Origin of the sequence: Kitasatospora sp. NPDC001603, assembly GCF_040298365.1 — a bacterium.
Lineage (GTDB): Bacteria > Actinomycetota > Actinomycetes > Streptomycetales > Streptomycetaceae > Kitasatospora.
In genome coordinates, this window is the sequence record NZ_JBEPAA010000116.1 from 1 (window position 1) to 17,681 (window position 17,681).

14 protein-coding genes and 1 tRNA gene are annotated in these 17,681 nt (G+C 73.2%); 11 read left to right on the forward strand and 4 right to left on the reverse strand.

Annotated elements, in window-relative coordinates; all coding sequences use genetic code 11:
• On the reverse strand, positions 1–1,268 hold a 1,268-nt coding region (locus tag ABT263_RS36530; RefSeq protein WP_352297658.1), incomplete at its 3' end, for a DUF4139 domain-containing protein.
• Between the two features lie 393 nt (positions 1,269–1,661).
• Here ABT263_RS36530 and ABT263_RS36535 point away from each other — a divergent pair.
• From ABT263_RS36535 to der, 3 genes are all read left to right on the forward strand, one after another.
• A complete protein-coding gene (locus ABT263_RS36535; RefSeq protein WP_329490179.1) occupies positions 1,662–2,747 on the forward strand; it encodes a prephenate dehydrogenase in 1,086 nt (361 codons plus the stop codon).
• 249 nt (positions 2,748–2,996) lie between these two features.
• Positions 2,997–3,710 carry a (d)CMP kinase gene (gene cmk / locus ABT263_RS36540; RefSeq protein ID WP_352297661.1) on the forward strand — a complete coding sequence of 238 codons (714 nt, stop codon included), beginning with the start codon at positions 2,997–2,999 and terminating at the stop codon, positions 3,708–3,710.
• Positions 3,711–3,970: 260 nt separating this feature from the next.
• Positions 3,971–5,422, forward strand: coding sequence for a ribosome biogenesis GTPase Der (gene der, locus ABT263_RS36545; protein WP_329490181.1), 1,452 nt, complete (start codon positions 3,971–3,973; stop codon positions 5,420–5,422).
• A 201-nt stretch (positions 5,423–5,623) separates the two neighbouring features.
• On the opposite strand, the gene ABT263_RS36550 is transcribed toward der, so the two are convergent.
• Positions 5,624–6,271, reverse strand: coding sequence for a hypothetical protein (locus ABT263_RS36550; RefSeq protein WP_352297688.1), 648 nt, complete (start codon positions 6,269–6,271; stop codon positions 5,624–5,626).
• A gap of 260 nt (positions 6,272–6,531) precedes the next feature.
• Positions 6,532–7,419 carry a DUF8842 C-terminal domain-containing protein gene (locus ABT263_RS36555; protein WP_352297664.1) on the reverse strand — a complete coding sequence of 296 codons (888 nt, stop codon included), beginning with the start codon at positions 7,417–7,419 and terminating at the stop codon, positions 6,532–6,534.
• An 819-nt stretch (positions 7,420–8,238) separates the two neighbouring features.
• Here ABT263_RS36555 and ABT263_RS36560 point away from each other — a divergent pair.
• The 7 genes from ABT263_RS36560 (at position 8,239) to ABT263_RS36590 (ending at position 14,531) form a co-directional block, all read left to right on the forward strand.
• Positions 8,239–9,039: a transglycosylase family protein gene (locus ABT263_RS36560; protein ID WP_352297667.1), complete on the forward strand. Its 801-nt coding sequence runs from the start codon at positions 8,239–8,241 to the stop codon at positions 9,037–9,039.
• A 323-nt stretch (positions 9,040–9,362) separates the two neighbouring features.
• The gene (locus tag ABT263_RS36565; RefSeq protein WP_352297669.1) at positions 9,363–9,764 is read left to right on the forward strand and encodes a transglycosylase family protein; all 402 of its coding nucleotides are present in this window, start codon (positions 9,363–9,365) and stop codon (positions 9,762–9,764) included.
• 163 nt (positions 9,765–9,927) lie between these two features.
• Positions 9,928–10,569 (forward strand): alpha-ketoglutarate-dependent dioxygenase AlkB family protein, encoded by a 642-nt coding sequence (locus ABT263_RS36570; RefSeq protein ID WP_352297671.1) that lies wholly within the window; start codon positions 9,928–9,930, stop codon positions 10,567–10,569.
• Positions 10,570–10,892: 323 nt separating this feature from the next.
• Positions 10,893–11,753 carry an acyl-CoA thioesterase gene (locus ABT263_RS36575; protein WP_352297673.1) on the forward strand — a complete coding sequence of 287 codons (861 nt, stop codon included), beginning with the start codon at positions 10,893–10,895 and terminating at the stop codon, positions 11,751–11,753.
• 182 nt (positions 11,754–11,935) lie between these two features.
• Complete coding sequence (locus ABT263_RS36580) at positions 11,936–12,724, forward strand: DUF1684 domain-containing protein (protein WP_352297676.1); 789 nt, start codon at positions 11,936–11,938, stop codon at positions 12,722–12,724.
• Positions 12,725–13,005: 281 nt separating this feature from the next.
• The gene (locus ABT263_RS36585) at positions 13,006–14,325 is read left to right on the forward strand and encodes an MFS transporter (protein WP_352297679.1); all 1,320 of its coding nucleotides are present in this window, start codon (positions 13,006–13,008) and stop codon (positions 14,323–14,325) included.
• Positions 14,326–14,457: 132 nt separating this feature from the next.
• Positions 14,458–14,531: transfer RNA gene (locus tag ABT263_RS36590), tRNA-Pro, on the forward strand.
• Positions 14,532–14,923: 392 nt separating this feature from the next.
• Here ABT263_RS36590 and ABT263_RS36595 read toward each other — a convergent pair.
• On the reverse strand, positions 14,924–15,898 hold the full coding sequence (locus ABT263_RS36595) for a tyrosine-type recombinase/integrase (protein ID WP_352297682.1): 975 nt from the start codon (positions 15,896–15,898) through the stop codon (positions 14,924–14,926).
• Between the two features lie 365 nt (positions 15,899–16,263).
• Between ABT263_RS36595 and ABT263_RS36600 the strand changes: the two genes are divergently transcribed.
• Positions 16,264–17,385 (forward strand): Fic family protein, encoded by a 1,122-nt coding sequence (locus ABT263_RS36600; protein ID WP_352297685.1) that lies wholly within the window; start codon positions 16,264–16,266, stop codon positions 17,383–17,385.
• Positions 17,386–17,681 lie beyond the last annotated feature (296 nt).

Genomic DNA, 17,681 nt, shown 5'->3' on the forward strand with positions numbered 1-17,681 from the left:
GAGCGGCGGGCGGAGCGGTCCCGGCGGGCGAGCGGCGCCGGGGCCGCGGCGGCCGCCGGCGGGGGCAGCGGGGCACCGGGCTGCGGGGGCGGCGGCCCGCCGTAGCCGGCGAAGCCGAGGGACGGGGCGGGCGCCTCGAAGGCCTGGACGCCGCCGCGGGTGCCGCCCGCCAGGGGTGCGCCGCCCGGTGCCATGGGAGCGGGGGGCGGTACGGGGCGCGGGAGCGGGGCGGCGGCCCCGACGAGGGCCGGTGCGCTCCGGCGGGGCTCGGGGCGGGGGCCCACCGCGTCGTAGCCGGTGAAGAGGTCGCTCAGCCCGGCCGGGGGCTCGCGCCAGCCGGAGGGCGGCGGGGCGGGCTGGCTGCGGCCGATCCGCAGCGAGCGCAGCTTCGGCAGGTCGGTGCGCCGCTCCAGGTCGGCGGTGGAGAGGGCGAGGCGGACGCCGGTCCAGTCCTCGCCGGTCCGCTGGGCGACGGAGGCGCGCAGGACCAGCCGGCCGGTGTCCGAGCCCTGCTGGTAGGAGAGCCGGTAGGCGGGCACCCAGCGGGCGGCGGGGACGCCGTATTCGAGTTCGATGTCGATCTCGGGGGCGGGTGCGTTGCCCTCGGGCCGGGAGTTCGAGGGCGTGGGAGCGGTGAGGGTGAGCAGGACGGTCGCGGAGGTCTCCACCGGCCGGGCCGGTCCGGCGGTGGACGAACGCGCCAGCCGGTCGGCCAGCGTCTCGGTCGCGTGCTCGGCCCGTTCGAGCTCCTCGGCCAGCTCGTCGGCGCGGAGGTGGAGCCGGGTGAGCCGCTCGTCGACGAACTCGGCCAGCTCCAGCCAGGCGTCGGCGGGCGTGCGGCGGAGCGGTTCGTCCCGGCGGCGGGCCGGCGGGACGGCGCGCAGCGCGGTCGTCTCCGCGATGGTGTCGAGGACCAGGCGCTGCCGCTCGCGGACGGCGGACTCGTGTTCCCGGGCGGCCTTCAACCGGCTGTGGAGCTCGGGGAGGTCGTCGGGGGAGCGGAGTTCGGCGACCGGTTCGAGGCGGGCCTCGGTGACGGCGGTGCCGGGCGGGCCGGAGAGCACCCGGGCCCGCAGCGACCGCCCGTCGAGCACCTGCGGCAGCCCGGTCAGCCGCAGTCGCCCGCCGGGCGGCAGGGCCACCCGGGCGCGCCGGCGGCAGACCGCGCCGACGGCGTGGACCACGACGGAGTCGAGCTCCGACGGATGGGCCGGTACCGCGGTTCGGTCGGACTGCTGTTCGTCGTCTGCCCTGTGCTGGTCGTCCACCCGGCCTACCCCTTCGTTCGCGCCGCTCGCGCCGACGGCACGCTGCCGCCCCCTGGGCGGTCAGTCTGCCTCGCATCGGCGCGGGCGTCCTCGGATTTCGCCCGTGCTCGGCGTGTGCGGCGTGCGTGTGCGGCGGTGTGTGTCCGCGCGTGTGCGGTGCGTGTGTGTGCGGTGCGGTGCGGTGCGTGGTGCGGTGTCCTGTGGTCGCGGTGCGTCGTGTCCGCGGTGCGGTGCGCGTGCGATGTGGTGCGCGTGGTGTCGCGTCAGGGGGGACGGAGCCGGTGGCCGCGCGGTTGCGGTCGGCGGGGGTGGACTGTGGCCGCGGGGGTGGTGGGGATGCGAGAGGATGGGCGGGCACGTCCAGGCCAGCCCCTTGAGGAGAGCCACCCCGCCATGCGCACTGCCGCCGTCGTCGGTACCGGACTCATCGGCACCTCCGCCGCCCTCGCCCTGACCGGACGCGGGCTGACCGTTCATCTGGAGGACGCCGACCCGGACGCGGCCCGTACCGCCGCGTCGCTCGGCGCCGGCACCACCGAGCCGGCCGACGGTCCGGTGGACCTCGCGATCATCGCGGTGCCGCCCGCCCTGGTCGGCAAGGTGCTCGCCGACTGCCAGCGGCGCGGACTGGCGCGCTGGTACACCGACGTGGCCAGCGTCAAGGACGGGCCCAGGGCCGAGGTGGCCGCGCTGGGCTGCGACACCGTCCACTACATCGGCAGCCACCCGATGGCCGGCCGCGAGCGCTCGGGCCCGCTGGCCGCACGCGCCGACCTGTTCGAGGGCCGGCCCTGGGTGCTCACCCCCACCGCCGACACCGACACCGAGACGCTCAACGCCGTCCTGGAGCTGGTCGCCCTCTGCGGCGCGATGCCGATCGTGATGGACGCCGCCGCGCACGACCGGGCCGTCGCCCTGGTCTCGCACGCCCCGCAGCTGGTCTCCTCGCTGGTCGCGGCCCGGCTGGAGAAGGCCGACGAGACGGCCATAAGGCTCTCCGGCCAGGGTGTTCGGGACGTCACCAGGATCGCGGCCTCCAACCCGGGCATGTGGGTGGACATCCTCTCCGCCAACGCCGGCGCGGTCGCCGACATCCTGGAGGAGGTCGCCGTCGACCTCGGCGAGACCGTCGCCGCCCTGCGCTCGCTGCAGGCGACCGAGGAGGGCGAGCGCCGAGCGGGCGCGGCCGGGATCGAGACCGTGATGCGCCGGGGCAACGCCGGCCAGTCGCGGATCCCCGGCAAGCACGGTGCGCCGCCGACCCGGTACGAGACGGTGGCGGTGGTCCTCGGCGACCAGCCCGGCGAGCTGGGCCGGCTCTTCGGCGAGGTCGGCGCCGCCGGGGTCAACATCGAGGACGTCGTCATCGAGCACTCGTCGGGGCAGCAGGTGGGCTTCGTCCAGCTGTCGGTCGCGCCGGGCGCGGTGACGCCGCTCACCGTGGCGCTCCGGGCGAGCGGCTGGAGCGTCCGGGACTGAGGGCCGGTACCCGAGGGGTCGGAGCGCGGCCGGTAGGGGTGCCTGCCGGTTCGGGGGCCGGATCAGGGGCCGGGGCGCGGGCCGGTGCGGGGGTGGCGGTACGGGGCCGGTGCCGGTGGCACGGAGCACCGGGGCGGGGTCTGGCGCCGGTCCATTAACCTGGAGGGAGACATCCCCCGGTTTCAGGCTGTGCGGCTCGCGCCGTACAGGATTCAGGTTCGGGCTCAGGCCCAGAGAGAGGTTCGCCCCGTGGACACTGCCGACCGAGCGCACGCCCCGGTCGTCGTCGCCATCGACGGACCCTCCGGCTCCGGCAAGTCGACCGTCTCCCGGGCGGTCGCCGCCCGGCTGGGGCTGAGCTTCCTGGACACCGGCGCCATGTACCGGGCGCTGACCTGGTGGATGCTGGCCAACGACGTGGACATCGACGACCCGGAGGCCGTGACCGTGGCCTGCGGCAAGCCGGTGATCGTCTCCGGCACCGACGCGGCCGGCCCGACCATCACGGTGGACGGCCAGGACGTGTCCGGTCCGATCCGGGGGCCCGAGGTGACCGCGCAGGTCAGCGCCGTCGCCGCGGTGCCCGCCGTGCGGACCCGCCTGGTGGAGCTGCAGCGCGGCTGCGCCGAGGTCGCCGAGCGCGGCATCGTCGCCGAGGGCCGGGACATGGGCAGCGTGGTGTTCCCGGACGCCACCGTCAAGATCTTCCTGACCGCCTCGGTGGCGGCCCGGGCCGAGCGGCGGGCGGCCGAGCTGCGCGCCAAGGGCGTCGACGAGGCCACCATCGCCGAGATGGCCGCCGACCTGGTCCGCCGGGACAAGGCGGACTCCTCGCGCGAGACCGCTCCACTGACCCAGGCCGCCGACGCCGTCCTGGTGGACACCAGCGAACTCAGCCTGGAGCAGGTCATCGGCGCGATAATCATGCTGGTGGAGGAGCGGGCCGGGCTGTCGGCGGTCTGAGCCGCCACCGGGCGCCGCCCGGGGGTCCCATCCCCCGCGCCGTCCGGGACCCCTCACTCCGGGCCCACCGCCCGGGGCACACCGTCCGCGGCCTTCGCCGGTCGCGGCCCGCTGTTCGGGAGCGCCCGCGGGGCGCCTCCCTGGAAGTACGGAAGCGCCCGCGGGGCGACTTTCTCGAAGTACTCGCGCTGCCCCGACCGGGGCAGGTACGCACGGCACGCCCCTGGGAAGGGCCGCGCCGGGAAACGGAAAACACGAACATGACCGCAGAGCACTCCGCCACCGAGCACGGTGAGCTGGACGCCGCCGAGTACGCCGAATTCATGGCGCTCGCCGCCGAGGAGGGGTTCGACCCCGAGGACGTCGACGGGCTCGGGGGCGCCGACCACGCGCCGCTGCCCGTGCTGGCCGTCGTCGGACGCCCGAATGTCGGCAAGTCGACCCTGGTGAACCGCATCATCGGCCGCCGCGAGGCCGTCGTCGAGGACAAGCCGGGCGTCACCCGCGACCGGGTCAGCTACGAGGCCACCTGGAACGGCCGCCGCTTCAAGGTCGTCGACACCGGCGGCTGGGAGATCGACGTCCTCGGCATCGACGCCATGGTGGCGGCGCAGGCCGAGCTGGGCATCGAGACCGCCGACGCGGTGCTGTTCGTGGTCGACGCCACTGTCGGTGCCACCGACACCGACGAAGCCCTGATCAAGATCATTCGCCGGGCCGGCAAGCCGACCGTGCTCTGCGCGAACAAGGTCGACGGCCAGTCCACCGAGGCGGAGGCCGCGTACCTGTGGTCGCTCGGCCTCGGCGAGCCCTTCCCCGTCTCCGCCCTGCACGGCCGCGGCTCCGGTGACCTGCTCGACGCCGTCATGGCCGCCCTGCCCGAGGCCCCGCCGCAGACCTTCGGCGTCGCCGCCGGCGGCCCGCGCCGGGTCGCGCTGATCGGCCGGCCCAACGTCGGCAAGTCCAGCCTGCTCAACAAGGTCGCCGGCGAGGAGCGGGTGGTCGTCAACGAGCTGGCCGGCACCACCCGTGACCCGGTCGACGAGATGATCGAACTGGGCGGCAAGACCTGGAAGTTCGTCGACACCGCCGGTATCCGCCGCCGGGTCCACCTGACCGCCGGCGCGGACTTCTACGCCTCGCTGCGCACCTCCGCCGCCCTGGAGAAGGCCGAGGTCGCGGTCGTGCTGGTCGACGCCAGCGAGACCCTGGCCGAGCAGGACACCCGGATCATCTCGATGGCCGTCGAGGCCGGGCGCGCCGTCGTCATCGCCTACAACAAGTGGGACCAGCTCGACGAGGAGCGCCGCTTCTACCTGGAGCGCGAGATCGAGCGCGATCTCGTCCAGGTGCAGTGGGCGCCCCGGGTCAACGTCTCGGCGAAGACCGGCCGGCACATGGAGAAGCTCGTCCCGGCCATCGAGACCGCCCTCGCCGGGTGGGAGACGCGCATCCCGACCGCGCGCCTGAACGCCTTCCTCGGCGAGCTGGTCGCGGCGCACCCGCACCCGATCCGCGGTGGCAAGCAGCCGCGCATCCTGTTCGGCACCCAGGCGGGTACCCGCCCGCCGCGCTTCGTGCTGTTCGCCTCGGGCTTCCTGGAGGCCGGGTACCGCCGCTTCGTCGAGCGCCGGCTGCGTGAGGAGTTCGGCTTCGTGGGCACGCCGATCTCGATCTCGGTGCGGGTGCGGGAGAAGCGCAAGCGCAAGTAGTCGCCGCCGCCGCGCCCGGTCGGCCGCCGCGCCCTGGTGGCGGCCCGGCCGGGCCGGTCCGGTGGTCTGTCGGCCGGGGGGTCGACCGACGCTTGGACAGGAGGGCCCCCGCCGTTTCGACGGCGGGGGCCCTCCTGCGTGCGCGCGGGCGGGTGCGGGGGCGGGTGCCCCGGCGGGTGCGGGCCCGGTGCGTGGGCCGGGTCAGTGCTGGTCGCTGCTGCGGCCCGGGGGGAGCGAGAGCAGGTTGCGGTGGCGTCCGCCGGTGGCCGCACCGGCGGTGGGGCCGCTGCCGTTGCTCATCACCGGCGCCGGTGCCGGTGCCGGGGCGGGCATCGGGTGCGGCACGGGCCCCAGGTAGCCGGCCGCGACCCAGCCCTGGCCGTTGGCGAACTGGGCAGCGGGCTGGGCGGGTTGGCCGACCTGGCCGAGCCCGTCGCTGGTGGGGTCCGCGGGAGTGTGCGGGGCCCCGGTGTGGTGTGTGCCGGTGTGCTGGCTCGCGGTGTGGTGGGCGTGGGTGGTGTGGGTGCCGCTGCTGTGGGTGCCGGTGCTGTGGGTGCTACCGGTGTGGTGCCCGGTGTGGCCCTGGCCGTTCTGCTGGTTCGGCATGAACTGGGGGAGGCCGGCGGCCTGGCCCGCGTACGTCTGGAACGCCTGGTGCTGCGGCGGGTACGGGCGGGGCTCGGCGAGCACTGGGTAGCCGTCGCGGACGGCGAAGCCCGCGAACCTCAGGTTCTCCTCGCCCGAGCGGTCGCCGGGCAGCGCGCGGAACAGCCGCCGGTACTCGGAGTACAGCTCGTCGTAGATCGGCGTGGCCGAGTGCGGGTGCTCAGCGTCGAACGACGGGCGCATGCCCGGGATCACTCGGGGGGCGGTGGTGGACCGGCGGTGGGATGCGGAGACGTCGTAGCTGTACACACAGGGGCCAACGAGCGAGTCCCCCGGGGGATGCGGGGTGTCCGGCCCCGGCCGGAAGGTTGGCCTATGCCGGTCGGGGTGCGGACCGGTCCGTGGCGGGCCTTCCGGCCGGGGGCGGGCTTCCGGCCGGGGTTTCCGGCGGGTGCGGGTTTCCGGCCGGGGCGGGACGAGGCGTGCCGGGGTGTCAGGGAGGCTCAGGTGCCCGCGAGCGGGAGGGAGGCGCCGACCACCTGACCCAGGGCGACGGCACGCTCCAGCGCCTGGCGCAGCAGGTCCTCGCGCGGCTGCCGGCCCACCATGCCCGCCGGAACCGCGTACATGGTCACCTCCGTGAGCTGGTTGGCGGCGAACCTCCAGGCGTCGGTGACCTGGAGCGGCTGGTGGGCCTGCCACCAGCCGGTGCTGCCCCCGGCGGCCGCGGGCTGCAGGATCGCGTGCAGCTTGCCCATCGCCACCAGGACGGACCAGCCGGCCAGTTGGTCCGGCGTCTTGTCGAGGTCGGTGACGGGCTGGAAGCCGGCGTCCTGGAGGAGGTCCAGGAACTCGTCGGTGCCCGAGGTGTTGCCCGGCCGGCCGACCGGTCCGGTGGGCTCGACGACGACGGCGGCGTGACCGGTGTCGCCGTGCAGGACCAGCCCGCAGGTGATGCCGAGGATGGCGGCCTGGCCGGGCGCGGTGGCCTGGGCGCCGGCGGACGGGGCGCCGGCGGACGGGGCGCCGGTGGCCTGGGCGCCGGCGGACTGGGCCGGGTTCGGGACGGCGGGTCCCGGGATCGCGGGGCCCGGGACGGCGGGCGCCTCGGTCTGCGCCTGGCTGATGCTGCGCACCGCGCCCACCAGCTGCTCCTCGGAGACCGGCACCACCTGGGAGGGGATGCAGCGGGCATGGGCGAAGGCGAGCACCGCCGTCTCCTCGCCGACGAACAGCACCGTGCTGGTGGGCTCCTGGAGCGAGTCACCGGGGGTGCGGCAGGACGTGCACTCGTAGCTGTCGGGCGTGTGGGCGCCGCCGAGCAGGCGGTCTGCCTCGTCGTCGCCGATCTCGGATCGGACCTCGTCGCTGACGGCGAGCATGCGCGGCACTGGGACTCCTCGGTTGTCGGGTTCGCCGGCTGTCAGGGGTGACGCGGGCGGGGGAGGGGAGCGGGCGGTGGGGCTGGGTGTGGCTGGTGCAGTAGGTGGAGCGGGTAGCGCTGGTGGGGCTGGTGGGGCTGGAAGAGCTGGTGGATCGGGTGGAGGGCCTCTGGGTGGGCGCTCGGGTCGGGCCGGGGTCGGTCGTCGGGGGTGGTCGTCGGGGGTGGTCGTCGGGGGGAGGACCGGGCTGGGACAGGGCAGGACGGGCGGTGGGGCGAGGGGCCTTTCCGGCCGCCTTTACCAACGGACCCCTGTGGCAGGGGTCACGGGTGGACACCGAGGGTGACGGGAATTGCCCCAGATCCGACCGCGTGTCGTGGTCGGATGCTCACAATCTGTCGATGTCGGCGACAGGAAGGCCGGAATGAAACCGTGAGGTGGGTCACGGCCGGGCAATGTTTGATCTAGGAAATGACGGTTATATCGGACATTTTGGACATGCTTGCATGGTCATTACCGCCGGTAACGCCTTGCTGAGCTGGGCAGACCGTCGGTTGTTTGGTTCCGCGGCGACCTGACTCGTAGCTTCATTGGCGGTGCAACGAGCACCACCCGGGTTCACCTCCGACGCACAGCCCACCGGCTCACCCCGGCGCGGGCCGTGCCCACCGATGCGACCGCTCGATCTGGTCGCCGGTGCGTGGTGGGTGGCCGGGGCGGCGCGGCACGTCCGACACGTGCCCGGCCGCCCGATGGACGCGGCGAGCGATTCGACTCCTTCGAGGGTCTGGTTCCGCATGCCCGCCCGGGGCTGTCGAGAGGAACCTCATGACCTTCCGTAACGAGACCGCCGCTGCCACCACCTCCACCGTCACCAAGCGCAACCGCGTTCGGATGGCTGTTGTCGCGGGTGCCGCTGTCGCGGCCCTCCCGGTGGCCGGCCTCGTCACGGCCAACTCGGCCTCCGCCGCCTCCGTCTCGACCTGGGACGCGGTTGCCCAGTGCGAGAGCGGCGGCAACTGGGCCATCAACACCGGCAACGGCTTCTACGGCGGCCTGCAGTTCACCTCCAGCACCTGGGCCGCCTTCGGTGGCACCGCCTACGCCGCGCAGGCCAACCTGGCCACCAAGGCGCAGCAGATCTCCGTCGCCGAGAAGGTGCTCGCCTCGCAGGGCCCGGGCGCCTGGCCCGTCTGCTCCGTCAAGGCCGGTCTGACCAAGGGCGGCACCCCGGCCGCCGTCGACACCTCCGTCGCCGCCAAGCCGGCCGCCCCGGCCGCCACCGCTGCGCCGAAGGCCGCCGAGGCCCCCAAGGCCGCGCCGAAGACCGTCGAGGCCCCCAAGGCCGCGCCCAAGGCTGCCGAGGCCCCCAAGGCCGCGCCGAAGTCCTCGGACGCCGCCGCCTCCTGGAAGGCCGAGAAGCCGGCCAAGCCCGCGAAGCCCGCCGCTCCGGCCTCGAACGACGCCAAGCCGGTCACCGGCGGCAACTACACCGTGAAGGCCGGTGACACCCTCAGCATCATCGCCGCTGCCCAGGGCACCGACTGGCACGAGCTGTACAACGCCAACGCCAAGGTCATCGGCGGCAACCCCGACCTGATCTTCCCGGGCCAGACCCTGACCGTCTGATCCTTCGGGGACTGTCTGATTCCTCGGGGACGGTGTGATCCCTCGGGGTCGACGGACCTCCCGGGTCCGTGAGGGTCCCTCTGGTCCGTCATGCCTTCCGGTGCGACCGGGGGCGCCGGTTCGGTCGGGCCGCCTGTTCCAGGTGGCCGCCGTACTCCGGACATGCTGTTCGAACGGCCGCTTCTCCGCTGTGCGGGGGAGCGGCCGTCGGCGTGTCCGGCGTGTCGGGACGGGCCGGCGAGAGGTGCGCTTAGGGTCGGCTGCTGTGCCTTCTCAGCGTTCATAGGATCAGCCGTGAATCGTTCGTACCGACCGGTCGCCCGGTGCGGTCCTCGGCTGCCGGCGTCGTCCCCGCGCCCCTCGTCGCCCTCGTCCTCGCCGTCGCGCTCGCCCTCGTGCTCCTGCCGGCCGTGGTGCCGCTCCCGGCCGGCCGGGCCCGGGCCGCTTCGACGGTGGCGGACATGATCTGGGACGAGCTCGCCGAGTGCGAGAGCGGCGGCGACTGGCGGGCCGCCACCGGCAACGGCTACTTCGGCGGCCTGCAGATCTGGCCGCCGACCTGGGAGGAGGCTGGCGGCCTGCGTTTCGCCGACCGCCCCGACCGGGCGAGTCGGCGCCAGCAGACCACCGTGGCGGAGGAGATCCTCCATCTGCAGGGGTGGGAGGCGTGGCCGGCCTGTGCCCGGGAGATCGGGATGATCAGTGGAGGGTCCGACCGCGGCTGATCGGGTCCTGCGCCCGCTCGCCCTGCCGGCCGCCCGGTGGGTGCGGGAGGATGGTGGCGTGATCCAGGGCGAACTGTTCGGTACGGGCTCCGGTCGCGACCCGGAGTCCGGTGTCGGTCGTGACCTCGGGGCCGGTGCCGGGTCGGGCGCTGACGGGGCTTCCGTGCCCGGGCGGTCCGAACCGGCGCCCGGCGCGGTGCTCGTCCCCGGCTGGCTCGACGCCGAAGCCCAGCTCCGCCTGGTCGCCGCGTGCCGGGAGTGGGCCCGGCCGCCGGCGGGGATGCACGCCGTCCGGATGCCGACCGGCGGCATGATGTCGGTCCGCATGGTCGCCCTGGGCTGGGACTGGTACCCCTACGGCTACCGTCGCGTCGCGGCCGACGGCGCACCGGTCAAGGCGTTCCCGCCGGAGCTCGCCCGGCTCGCCCGCGACGCGGTCGACGCGGCGTACGGCGAGGCCGTCGACGCGATCGCGGGCGCCGCCGGGTACGAACCGGACATCGCGATCGTCAACCACTACCCGCACGGCGCGAAGATGGGGCTGCACCAGGACCGCGACGAGCGCACGGACGCGCCCGTGGTCTCGCTCTCCCTCGGCGACACCTGCCTCTTCCGGCTCGGCAACACCCGCACCCGCACCCGGCCGTGGACCGACCTGGAACTGCGCAGCGGTGACCTGCTGGTGTTCGGCGGACCGGCTCGCTTCGCGTACCACGGGGTGGTGCGCACGCTGCCCGGCACGGCGGATCCGGCGCTCGGGCTGACCGGCCGGCTCAACATCACCGTCCGCCAGTCGGGCCTGTGACGGCGGCGCTGCCGTCGTCCGTGTGCGGAGCCTTCGGCGTCCGGGCGGTGCTCGCGGTGTCCCGTTGCGGTGCTGGCGGTGCCCGGTTGCGGCGCTCGCGGTGTCCCGTCTGCGGTGCTCGCGGTGTCCTGGCGGAGCTCCTACGCCGGCATGTTGGAAGCGATGGGTCCTCGTTCGAGTGAATCGGTGGAGGGGTGCGGGGTCGAGGGGAATGCCCTGGCTCGCTGAAGGATTCGACTGGGCGGGAGAATTCGATAGAACGGGCGTCGGCAGCCGGGCGGGCATCTCCGTCCGGGTCGGCCACCCGGAGAGGAAGCGCACGCATGGGTACCCCTGTCGACGAACTCGTCGAGCTGCTGGACCTTGAGCAGATCGAACTGAACATCTTCCGCGGGCGCAGCCCGGAGGAGGCGCTGCAGCGGACGTTCGGCGGCCAGGTCGCGGGCCAGGCGCTGGTGGCGGCGGGGCGCACGGTGGACGGCGACCGCCCCGTCCATTCGCTGCACGCCTACTTCCTGCGCCCCGGTGTGCCCGGCGTGCCCATCGTCTACCAGGTGGACCGGATCCGGGACGGCCGCTCCTTCACCACCCGCCGGGTGCTCGCCATCCAGGGCGGCCGCTCGATCTTCGCCCTCACCGCCGACTTCCACGTCCCCGAGGAGGGCAGCATCGAGCACCAGTACCCGATGCCCGCCGTCGCCGCCCCCGAGGACCTGCCGAGCGCGCTGGAGGAGGTCGGGTCCCGGCTCGGCGAGCTGCCCCCGTTCATCAGCCGCCGCCAGCCCTTCGACATCCGCTACGTCGACCGGCTGCGCTGGACCAAGGAGGAGCTGGCCGGCGTCGAGGCCCGCAGCGGTGTCTGGCTGCGCACCAACGGCGCCCTGCCCGACAACCCGCTGATCCACGTCTGCGCGCTCACCTACGCGAGCGACATGACGCTGCTCGACGCCGTCCGCGCCCCCGTCGAGCCGCTCTGGGGCACGCGCCACTTCGACATGGCCTCGCTCGACCACGCGATGTGGTTCCACAGACCGTTCCGGACCGACGACTGGCTGCTCTACCAGCAGGAGTCCCCGATAGCCCACGGCGCCCGCGGTCTCGCGCGCGGGCAGATCTTCGACCGCCACGGGCAGCTGGTCGTGTCCGTGGTGCAGGAGGGGCTCTTCCGGCCGCTGAAGGGCTGACCCGCCCCTCGGCGCCCGGGTGAGGCCCGCCGTCCGTCCCGTCGGACCTGCCGGGAATGATCCACCCCGGTGATCGGCGTTGACGTGATGACGGACACCGCACGGGCGGTGCCGGACTGTCCGCCGGGCCCGGTGCCCGGCGGACGGTCCGGCGGGCCCGGACCGACTGGGAGGGCACACCGATGACGGCGACAGCCGCGGAGGACTGGAAGCACTGGAGCGAGGGCCGCGCTGCGGCGGTGAGCGCCCGCCACGGCCAGCTGGCGCTCACCGGCACGCACTGGCTGGAGCCGGACCCCGCCGGGATACCCGGCGTGCCCGGCCGCTGGTGGGCCGACGCGGAGGGCGTCCGGCTCCGGGCGACGGCGTCCGACGGCATCACCGTCGCGGGCGCGTCCGCCCCGGTCGACGGCGAGGTGCTGCTCCGCCCGGACACCGACCCGGCCGCGGACACCGCCTCAGTCGGGGACGTGCTGCTCGTCCCGATCGAGCGCGAGGGTGAACTCGCCCTGCGGGTCTTCGACCCGGCCTCGCCCGGGCGGCAGTCCTTCGCCGGCATCTCCGCGTACCCCTACTCGCCGGAATGGGCCGTGCCGGCGCTCTACACCCCCTTCGAGGGCGAGGCCCGGGCCGTCCTCGTCCCCAACGCGGACGGCAAGGACCGCCCGCTGACCCTCACCGGCCGGATCTCCTTCACCGTGGCGGGCGAACACCGCACCCTGACGGTCGGCAGCGCGGGCCGCGGACTCAGCGGGGTCATCGCGGACGCGAGCAGCGGCGCGGACACCTACCGCTTCCGCTTCATCAGCCTTCCCGAGCCCGACGCGGACGGCCGCACGGTGCTGGACTTCAACCGCGCCTACCTGCCGCCGTGCGCCTTCGCCGACCACTTCATCTGCCCCTTCCCGCCGCCGGGCAACCGGCTGGACTTCGTGGTCGAGGCGGGCGAGAAGCAGGTCCTGACCCGGTAGCCGCCGCCACCGCCGTCGCTGCCGCGGCTCAGCGGGGGGTGCGGCCGGCCGGTGAGGCCGCCCAGCCCAGCGGGGCCGCGGCCGCTCGGCCGGTACCCCGGTGGGCTGGGCGCACGGGCGGAGGTCGAATATGGGGGGCTGTGTCGACCAATCATCCTGCCAATTCGGATGCCGCGCCGCCCGCGGCCGCCTCCGCGCCCCCGGTACCCGTCGTGCCCCCGACCCCAGGGTCGGCCGCGCCCCCAGGAGGTCCCGAGGGTGGCCTCTCCCCGGCGGCGGCCGTGAAGCCCCCTGCCGCGTCCGTCGAACCCCCCGCCGCCGCGGCAGAGCTCCCCGCCCCCTCGGCAGAGCTCCCCGCCTCGTCCGCGCGCTGGTACCGCAAGGCCTTCGCCGATCTCAGCCCGCTGCGCGACAACGTCGACTACCGGCGGGTGTGGTTCGGGCAGGCGGTCTCGTCGATCGGTCAGCAGATGACCGCCGTGGCCGTCTCCGTCCAGGTCTACGACATGACCGGCTCCAGCTTCGCCACCGGCCTGGTCGGGCTCTTCTCCCTCTTCCCGCTGGTCGCCTTCGGCCTCTACGGCGGCGCGATCGCCGACACCGTGGACCGGCGCAAGCTCGGCCTGATCGGCTCGGCCGGCCTCGCCGCGGTCTCCGCCGTCCTCGCCGCCCAGGCCTTCGCCGGGCTCGGCCTCGTCGCCGTGCTCTACGCCGCCGTCGCCGTCCAGGCGGGCTTCTTCGCGCTGAGCTCGCCCGCCCGGTCGGCGATGATCCCCCGCCTCGTCCCGAGCCACCAACTCCCCGCCGCCAACGCCCTGAACACCGTCAGCATGAACCTCGGCCTCACCGTCGGCCCCATGCTCGGCGGCGTCCTCATCGGCGCCTGGGGCACCCAGGCCGCCTACCTGGTCGACACCGTGGCCTTCGCCGCCACCCTGTACGCGATGTGGCGCCTGCCCGCCATGCGCCCGCTCGGCGACCGCCGCGGCCGCGCCTCCGTCCTCGACGGCCTGCGCTTCCTGCGGGAGCAGCCGAACCTGCGCACCAGCTTCCTGGCCGACCTGGCCGCGATGATCTTCGGTATGCCGCGAGCCCTCTTCCCCGCCATCGCGGTCACCTTCTACGCCGGCGACGCCCGCACCGTCGGCCTGCTGGTCGCCGCCCCCGCGGTGGGCGCCCTGGCCGGAGCCCTGTTCTCCGGCTGGGTCGGCCGGGTCAACCGCCAGGGCGTGGCCGTCCTCGCCGCCGTCGCCGCCTGGGGCCTCGCCATCGCCGCCTTCGGCCTGATCCACAACCTCTGGCTCGGCCTCCTCCTGCTCGCCGTGGCCGGCTGCGCCGACACCGTCAGCATGATCTTCCGCAACACGATGATGCAGGTCGCGGCCCCCGACGAGATGCGCGGCCGCCTCCAGGGCATCTTCATCGTGGTCGTCGCCGGCGGCCCCCGCCTCGGCGACTTCGAGTCCGGCACCGTCGCCTCCCTCACCAACCCCGCCACCTCCGTCATCAGCGGCGGCCTGGCCTGCGTCGCCGCCATCGCCCTGCTCGCCGCCCGCCGCCCCGCCTTCCTCCGCTACGACGCCCGCCACCCGACCCCCTGACACCACCGCCATACCTGGCAGCGAGCACCCCCCGACGTGCTGTATTGTTTTCCACGTCGCCGGGACAACGGCGACAAGGTCGAGAAGCCCCACAGCAGAGCCCCCCAGGCCCCGCCGAAGGCACCGAGACCACGGGACGTGGCGCAGCTTGGTAGCGCACTTGACTGGGGGTCAAGGGGTCGCAGGTTCAAATCCTGTCGTCCCGACTGTGAAGTCGCTTGTGAGAGCGGGTACTTGGGAAACCAAGTGCCCGCTCTTGCTGGTTTTCGGGGCCCGTTTTTGGTCCCACGGGGTCCCAAAATGGTCCCCAGGTATGGCCGCAGGTTCGTCGGCACTCGTTGCTCCAGTGGCTGGTGCGCGGATTGTTCTTCGATCTCAAGGTGAAGTGCGAGACCTCCTTGTCGTTTTGCTGGAGCGAGGTGTGGTGGCGCACTTGACCTTCGGTCAAGTGCGCCGGTCGCGGGTCAAGTGGGTCAAACTGGTCATATCGGGGCATTTCTAAGGCCTTTCTGGCGCCTGCTGCTTGCCGTGGCGTGACTCGGGCAGCATCGGAGCGGCTTGTCAGCGGCCATTTCGAGGCGATGGCAGTTACGGCGTGTTACCAGCGGCGGGTGATCTGGCCGTCGCGTTGGAGTTTCTCGAGGTGATGAGTGAGGGCTCGGCCGGCTTCCAGGATCCGGAGCACGTCGGGGTGGAAGTAGCGCTGGGTGGTGGTGATGAGCCAGTGGCCTGCGATTTCCTTGAGGATGTGTGGAAGGATGCCGGCGTCGGCCATCCAGGTCAGGCCGGTGTGGCGCAGGTCGTGGCGACGCAGGTGTTCATAGCCGAGGTCCCGGGTGACGTCGTCCCAGTGGGTGGCGTCGCGCAGGACTGCGGTGCTGATGCGGCCGCGGCGCGGGCCGGTGTAGAGGCGGGCGTCCGGGTCGCCTCGCGTCGCTTGGAGCCGCCTGATGATGAGTGGGCGCAACGGTTCGATGATCGGGATGAGGCGGGCGACCCTACCCTTGGTGTGCTTGTCGACCAGGCCGCCGGGAGCGGGGGTGGTCTGTCGGCGGCAGGTCAGGAGCCACTTGTCGGTATCGACGTCGCGGGCCCGGACTCCGGAGACCTCGCCGATCCGTGTGGCGGTGCAGGCGCTGTGGACGACGACATCACCCCATCCGCGATAGCGCTTGTATGAGGCTGCGACCAGGGCATCGGCGAGTTCGGTGAGGGCGCCCCAGTCGCGCAGGGCGAGGGAGCGGGGGTCCCGCAGTTCGTCTTCGACCTGCTGGTACTCGCGCTGCCAGCCGGTGATGTGGGCGGGGTTGCGTTCGAGGATGCCGTCCACGATGGCCTGCTCGAAGATGCGGGAGAGCATGGCGAGGGTGTTCTTGATCGTGGAGCGGCTGCAGCCATCGGCGATCCAGCCGAAAACTGCCGCAGTGATGAGAGCGGTGGTGATCAGGCGGAGGGGGAGCCGCCCGAGCTCGGGCTCGATCCGCAGGTGCCAGCCGGCGAGGTACGGGGCGTGCGTGGTGGTTTCCAGGCCGGTCAGGATGACCGGGAAGCGGAGGTTGACGTAGTCACCCAACGGCATGGAGGCCAGAGACGGGAGGACAGGGCTGCCGGTGGCGTCGGCCAGGATGGTCAGCCATTGGGTGACCAGTGTCGGGTCGAGCCCATTGTGGACAGCCCCTGCCAGGAAGCTGGCCCAGGCCTGTGTCTGGGCTGGGGTGGCCTGGGCGGCCGGCGGGCGGGGGCTGGTGAGCGGTGAAGTGCGGTATTGCGAGCGCAGGGCGCTCGGCGGAGCCGGAAGGTCGGCGGTGGTGATCTCGCTGAACGGATCCGGGGCGACTGATTCCTAGGGATGCATTGAGGTACTCATGCACCATGGTTGCGCCGGTTCCGCTTGCTTGTTTGATGCCGTCATGGTGTCATTGCTTCATGCTCTACGCTGTGCCATTGCTGCAGGACATCGACCAGTCCGTCCTCGCGGAGATTGACGAAATGCGCAACCGGCTGCGTCTCCATCTGCGCACTTCACGTCGCTGGGAGGGGCAGCTGCGGCGTAACCTCACGGCGCGGGCAATCGCCGGATCGAACACGATCGAGGGCTACGCCGCGAGCGTGTCGGACGTCGAGGACATCATGGTCGGCGAAGCGCCGATCGATGCGAACGACACCGTCACGGCCGAGATCGAGGGCTATCGGCAGGCGATGACCTACATCCAGCGCCTCGCTGAAGCGGGCGACGACTTCGCCTACAGCAAGGGCCTGCTCAACTCGCTGCACTTCATGATGCAAGGCCACCACCTGATCAAACGGCCCGGCTGGTGGCGCACCGGGCCGGTGTACGTCACCTCCGCTGAAGACCCGACCATCGCCGCCTACACCGCCCCTGATGCCCAGCAGCTGGCAGAACTGACTGGCGAACTGGTCGAGTGGCTGAACGAGGGCGATCTGAACGCTCCGGGACTGGTGCGGGCCTCGATGGCGCACCTGAACCTGGTGGCGATCCACCCGTGGTCGGACGGCAATGGGCGGATGTCCCGCGCCCTGCACACCCTGGTCCTGGCCCGCGAAGGGATCATGGCGCCGGAGTTCTCCAGCATCGAGGAATGGCTCGGCAGGGCCCGCAACACCTACCGCTACTACGACATCCTCGCCGACGTCGGCGGCCCCGTCTGGACTCCGGACCGCGAGACCCTGCCCTGGATCCGGTTCTGCCTGCGCGCCCACCACCAGCAGGCCCAGAGCGTCGAGCGCCAGGTGAACACCACCCGCGACGTCTGGACCGCCCTCGACGAAGCCGTCGAGCAGCGCGGCTGGCCCGACCGCATGCTCTACGCCCTCTACCCCACGGCCATGGGCAACCGCCTGCGCCGCGCCACCTACCAGGCCGACGCCGAGCTCAGCGAGCAGCAGGCCCAACGCGACATCCGCGAACTTGTCCGCGCCGGCTGGCTAGCGGCGAAGGGCGAGGCCCAGGGCCGCTACTACCTCGCCGGCGCAGACCTCCCCGAGGAGATCACCCGCGGGGTCCGTGAGCCCCGGCCGCTGCGCGACCCCTACGCGTGACCCGGCAGGGCGGAGGTGAAGCTGCCTCGCCAGCCAGGCCTTCCTCACACCCCCATCGCCCGCTGTCACCGACGCTCGGTTGCCATGTGGCCAGTGTTTCTCGGCGAAGCCCGGAGCTGTCACCGCGAACCGGGTGGCTTGGGCCACGCCGTTCCGTCTGCGGCGGCCGTGAGGATGTCTCCGAGGTGGAGCCAGGCGTTGGGGCGTGTAAGCGATCTTGTGTAAGTCCTTTGTGGTTATCGGATGCTGAGCCGGTCCTCGAAGAATAGTGAGAACTGGTTCAGCGCCTCCTTCCA